Source organism: Synechococcus sp. R55.3, assembly GCF_047461975.1.
In the GTDB taxonomy this organism is placed as follows: Bacteria; Cyanobacteriota; Cyanobacteriia; order Thermostichales; family Thermostichaceae; genus Thermostichus.
In genome coordinates this window covers 1-5,456 of record NZ_JANSIG010000126.1, presented here as the reverse complement: position 1 = coordinate 5,456, position 5,456 = coordinate 1, and the positions used below count along the sequence as shown (strand labels likewise).

Annotated in this window: 5 protein-coding genes; 4 read left to right on the top strand and 1 reads right to left on the bottom strand. The window is 60.1% G+C overall.

Annotated features, from left to right (window positions below; all coding sequences use genetic code 11):
* The 4 genes from NW849_RS13780 to chlP form a co-directional block, all read left to right on the top strand.
* On the top strand, positions 1–1,236 hold a 1,236-nt coding region (locus NW849_RS13780), incomplete at its 5' end, for a DUF3084 domain-containing protein (protein WP_414358352.1).
* Positions 1,233–1,703: a pre-16S rRNA-processing nuclease YqgF gene (locus tag NW849_RS13775; protein ID WP_414358351.1), complete on the top strand. Its 471-nt coding sequence runs from the start codon at positions 1,233–1,235 to the stop codon at positions 1,701–1,703. The genes NW849_RS13780 and NW849_RS13775, both read left to right, overlap by 4 nt.
* Positions 1,675–2,811: an extracellular solute-binding protein gene (locus NW849_RS13770; protein WP_414358349.1), complete on the top strand. Its 1,137-nt coding sequence runs from the start codon at positions 1,675–1,677 to the stop codon at positions 2,809–2,811. Before NW849_RS13775 ends, NW849_RS13770 begins: the two co-directional genes overlap by 29 nt.
* Positions 2,812–2,935: 124 nt before the next feature.
* Positions 2,936–4,156 (top strand): geranylgeranyl reductase, encoded by a 1,221-nt coding sequence (gene chlP, locus NW849_RS13765; RefSeq protein ID WP_414331046.1) that lies wholly within the window; start codon positions 2,936–2,938, stop codon positions 4,154–4,156.
* Between the two features lie 7 nt (positions 4,157–4,163).
* Here the strand turns inward: chlP and NW849_RS13760 are convergent, their stop codons facing one another.
* Entirely contained in the window at positions 4,164–5,012 is an 849-nt protein-coding gene (locus tag NW849_RS13760) for a hypothetical protein (RefSeq protein WP_414358346.1), read from the bottom strand.
* Between the last annotated feature and the right edge of the window lie 444 nt (positions 5,013–5,456).

Here is a 5,456-nt window from a genome sequence, read left to right as displayed (position 1 = left end):
GTGGTGACCGGCGTGAGCATCTCCGCCCTGACTTTGGGCACACTGCTGCTCCTCAACCGCTCTCTGTCGGAGGCCCTGTTCAGCTACACCAACCAAATTGCCCAGGCGGAGCAAGAGCTGCGGGCCCTCAACCGCCAAAAAGCCCTCTTGGAAGCGGAAAATGCCGCTCTCAGGGTTGAGCGGGATCACCTCAAGATGGATCTCGACCAATTTCGCAGCCAGCAGTCGGCAGCCCAAACCCGCCTGAGCGAAGTGCGCGATCAACTGGCGGTGGCGCTGCAGGAGCGGCAGGAGGCGGAGGCCAAGCTGGCGGCAGCCAACGAGCAACTGGCCAAGGTGCAGCCCAGTCTGGATCGAGCCCAGGCCGAGTTGGAGGCGGTGAAGGCAGAGGTGGAGTCAGCCCGGCAGATGATTGCCACCCTGGAGTCGCAAAAACAAGCCCTGCAACTGGATCGAGATCAACTGGAGCGCTCCCTGGATGTGGTGCAGGCGGCCTTAACCCAACTGGAGAACCAGAAAAACCAGCTTGAGCAGGAGATCGAGCAGCTCAACCAATTGGCGGTGCGGCTGCGGCGGGGGGAACTGGCCATCTTGGCGGGGGAAGTCTTGGCAACGGGGGTTGTGGAGGCTCCAAGGGGGGCAAAGCCAGAGGCGATTCGGCAGCAGTTTGAGCAACTTTTGGCCCAGGCGGAACAGCGGGCCCTTGCCCTTGGATCCCAGCCCATGCCCCCTCTGGAAAACGCGATCCTGATCCGCCGCGAGGATGCCGATCAAGCCTTGGAGAAGTTGCGAGAACCCGGTAGCTGGGCGGTGCGCATTCTCTCTGTTACCAACCGGCTCAAGGGGGAGCCTGTGCCTGTGCTCGTGCAGATTTACCCCAACCAGCGGATCTTCCCCAAGGGATCCGTGCTGGCCCACGGGGTGATTCAACCGGGTTTGAGCGAAAATCAGATCCAACAGCAACTGCTGGGGCTGCTGAACCAGGCCAATCAGCGCTCGCAGGAGGAGGGGCTCCTCTCGGATCCCATCACCGGCACCGTTGGGGAGTTCTCCCAGGTCAAGTTTCTGGAGGTTGTGCAGCATCTCCGCCAGAGCACCACCCCTCTGGATGTGAAGCTGGTTGCCGACACCGACATCTACACAGCAGGACCGTTGCGGGTGAGTTTTCTGATGGCGGAAGCTTCTGGTCAACCCGGCTCTCCTGGAGTTCAACAGGCGGGGCGCCCTGAAGGATGACGGATTCACTCCATTCGGCAAGGCTGAAGAGCGAACGAGTGCTGATCGGTTTCGACCCAGGGCGCGACAAGTGCGGCATAGCTGTGGTGCAGGTGCAGGCGCTTGCGCCAATGGAGCTGAGGGTTTTACACCGGGAGGTGATCCCTTCTTCGGCAGCGCTATCTAGACTGCAAACGCTCCGGCAACAGTTTCAGGCGGAGCAGGTAATCCTGGGCAATCAGACGACGGCCCAAGCCTGGAAGTCTCAACTGGAATCCATTCTCCCCCCGCAGCAGATTGTCCTGGTGGACGAGCGGCACAGCTCCCAAGAAGCCCGTCAGCGCTACTGGGATTTTTACCCACCGCAGGGATGGCAGCGGCTCTTGCCCAAGGGGATGCGGGTGCCGGCCAAGGCTTACGATGATCTGGTGGCTCTCATTCTGGTGGAGCGGTACTGCTGTGGGCGAGATACGGCTAAGCCGGCGTGAGCTGCTGCAGGGGATCCTGCTGGGGCTGGTGGCAGCAGGATGTGGGGGGCCGGATGCGCACTTGCCTCTTATCGTGGCGCTTAAGCAAGGGATCCCTGCCAGTTTGCTCAACGAGTTTCGCCGCAGGACTCAGGCCCGCTTTCGGCTGCAACTGTTGGATAGTCGGGATCAGTTGTTGGCCTATCTCCGGCAAAGTGTTCAGCCGGCTGATGCAGCCTGGTGGGATCCGGGGGGATGGTTCCGGCGGCGGCTGCCGGTGGCGGCTTTGAGTTTGTTGGGGGCCGACGCTTTGGATCGGGCCATAGCTGCCGGTTGGCTGGCTCCTCTGCCGGCAAGCCTGTTGGGAGAACGATGGCAGAATCTGGATCCCCGTTGGCAAGCTGCGGCACTCCGGGAGGGGCAGATTTGGGGTGTGCCCTGGCGCTGGGGGGTAACGGCCATTGCCTACCGCCGGGATCGGGTGAGGGAGCCCATTCGGGACTGGGCGGATCTGTGGCGGCCTGAGCTGGCCGGCAAACTGACTCTGCCGGATCACCCGCGGGAGGTGATTGGGCTAACCCTAAAGAAAATGGGCCGCTCCTACAACGATCCCCTCAACCCTGAGGATGTGGAATTACGGCAAGAGCTGGGATCCCTGCATCGCCAGGTTTTAACTTACACCTCTTCCGACTACCTGCCCATCTTGCGCTTGGCCGATAGCTGGGTGGCCGTGGGCTGGTCGCAGGATCTCTACGCCACCCAAGCCAACTACCCTGAGCTGGCAGTGGTGATCCCGGCCTCCGGATCCGCCATCTGGTGGGATGTCTGGGTGCGACCCCACGTCGAAGACAATGCCCACACAGAATCAACCCAGACGGATTCCGGATCCCTGTTGGCTGACTGGCTTGATTTTGTCTTGAATCCTGAATTTGCCCCCCGCTTGGTCAATCTGAGCGGGATCCCTTCGGTTTTGCCGCTGGATTTGGCTCAACTTGCCCCCCGCCTGCAACACAGAGCCGACTTGCAAATCTCCACTTGGCAACGCTCGGAGATCTGGCGCCCCCTGAGCTCAGCCGAAGCCGAGTCCTATCTCAACCTCTGGGATCAAATGCGGCGGGGCCTTTTGTAGAAACACAGCGAGCGCGAGCCCTCCACTCTGCAACACTTCGTCAAGGTCCGCAATGCTTCTGAGGAGCTGTGGTAGGATGCCTGCTGTCTGATGAGCCAGTTGCACTTGCATCGAGGAGAGCACCTTGAGTCTGAGAGTTGCTGTTGTGGGGGGCGGCCCAGCCGGAGCCTCTGCTGCCGAAGTTCTAGCCCAAGCGGGAATTGAAACCTTTTTGTTTGAGCGGAAGCTGGACAACGCCAAGCCCTGCGGGGGCGCCATTCCCCTCTGTATGGTCTCCGAGTTCGACCTCCCCGAGGGGATCATCGACCGCAAAGTGCGCAAGATGAAGATGATCTCCCCTTCCAACTATGAGGTGGATATCGCCCTCGAAAAAGAAAACGAGTACATCGGCATGTGCCGCCGCGAGATCTTGGATGCCTTCTTGCGCAATCGTGCCCACCAAAAAGGGGCGGAGCTGATCAACGGCAAGGTAATGCATCTGGAAATCCCCCAGAATGGCCGGGATCCCTACATCCTGCACTACAACGATTTTTCCGACGGATCGAGGCAAGGGGTGCCGCGTTCTTTGGCTGTGGATGTGGTGATCGGGGCGGATGGGTTCCACTCCAAGGTGGCAGAAGCCATTGGTGCTGGCGACTACAACTATGCGCTGGCCTTTCAGGAGCGCATCCGGCTCCCAGACGACAAAATGGCCTACTACGCAGAGCGGGCAGAAATGTATGTGGGGGACGATGTTTCTCCAGACTTTTATGCCTGGGTGTTTCCCAAGTCCAACCATGTAGCCGTGGGCACCGGCACCATGAGGGCAAACCAAGCCCACATCCAAAAGTTGCAAGCTGGGATCCGCGCCCGTGCTGCCGAGCGGATTCGAGGAGGCCAGGTGATCAAGGTGGAAGCCCATCCGATCCCAGAGCATCCCCGCCCGCGCCGCGTGGTGGGCCGTGCTGCTTTGGTGGGAGATGCGGCGGGATACGTCACCAAATCCAGCGGCGAAGGGATCTATTTTGCCGCCAAGTCAGGCCGCATGTGCGCCGAGACCATCGTCGAGACCTCCAACGGTGGGGCGCGCATCCCCAGCGAAGAGGATCTCAAGCTGTATCTCAAGCGCTGGGATCGCCAGTACGGCCTGACCTACAAGGTCTTGGACATCCTGCAGCGGGTGTTCTACCGTTCCAATGCCACTCGCGAAGCCTTTGTGGAGATGTGCGCCGACCGGGACGTGCAGAGGATGACCTTTGACAGCTACCTCTACAAGACGGTAGTGCCCATGAGCCCTTGGGTGCAGTTCAAGATCACGGTCAAAACCCTGGGCAGCCTGATTCGCGGCAACGCTTTGGCTCCCTGAAGTAACCCTACTGCCACTGGAAGGTCACCGTGACGCGATCCCAATTGGCCTCGGTTTTCAGCACACTGGCGGAGGCCCTTTGTCCGGGGGGCACGTCGCTGGGCTCAAATGCTGCCACTCGCGTATCGACAACTTCTTCTCCCCGATAGAAGGTGAAACGAGCACGGGCGTTGAGAACCGTGCGGGTGCTGCGGTTGATCGCTTCCACGCTTAGGCGGCTACCGGCCCCCACTCGTTCTTCCCGAATGGATCCCACGATTACAAAATCTCCTGGGCTAGCGGCAGACTCGGCTGGGGTGGCGGTCGGAACTGGGGTGCCAGGCTGTGGGGCCGTCTCGCTTTGCTTGGGATCCGACTGCCTCAGCAGCTCCAAAACACGGGCCAACTCCTGCTGAAAGAAAACAAAGGCTTCCCGCGATTGGTTGGCCACCTGGGCCAAAATCAGTCGATCCGACTCCTCTACCGGAATTTCCAGGAGGGGAGCTGGCCCTTTTAGGGTGACTCGGATGCTGGCGACTTCTTGGTTGATGAACTTATCCAGGTAGGGAAAGATGTTGAGAATGCAATCTTGGAAGGATCCCATCGGCATGATGCGATTGTTGGTCAGCACCAAGTCGGCCCGCTCACAGCTAGTCCGATCCTCCATATCAATTTCCAAGGGCACCCGAAAGGAGCCGAGGCTGGTGTTGGTGATGGTAACCCCAATGCCGTACACCTCCTGCCGCCAGCCATGAACGATCTCCAGGCTGGGGCTGGTGACTTCCTCGGTGAAATACTCTCCGGCCCAGGTCGGGGATCCCCACAGAGGCAGGGCCAATAGCAGCACAGGGAAATGGCAGGTCAGTCTCCCATTCACCTCAACCTTCCTTCACTCAACTCGCGGACTTTGGGGCAGAGCAGCGGTGTTTCTTGCTCCCCCGGGATGGCAATAGCCTAACCCAGGGCTGGCGCAAACCAGGGGGAGTCTTTGAATAATCTTTCCAACAATAACGGCTTTGAACTTCATCCGCTCTGCCCAAAGGGATAGCCCAGTACCCGTCTTCATCGAGCTGGGGGTTGCCTTTGCGGTGGATCCCAGGGGCCATTTTGTCGGGGCAGCGCCACCGGCTCTGCCGTTTTCCGCTGGGATCCCGTCTGCGATAGGATCAGGAAGTCCAGCTTACTAGCGCAGGAGCCCCGCCCTCTGTCCGTAGGACGAGGGTCGGGAGGAATGCGGAAGTTACGATAGAACCATGACCCAAGTCCTGACCGTCTCCTGCAAGCTCAAGGTGTCCCAGTCGCAAGCCGCCAAATTGGACGC

Excerpts from the sequence above, each read along its gene's own strand:
- NW849_RS13775 (WP_414358351.1), top strand. The coding sequence starts at position 1,233 with ATGACGGATTCACTCCATTCGGCAAGGCTGAAGAGCGAACGAGTGCTG.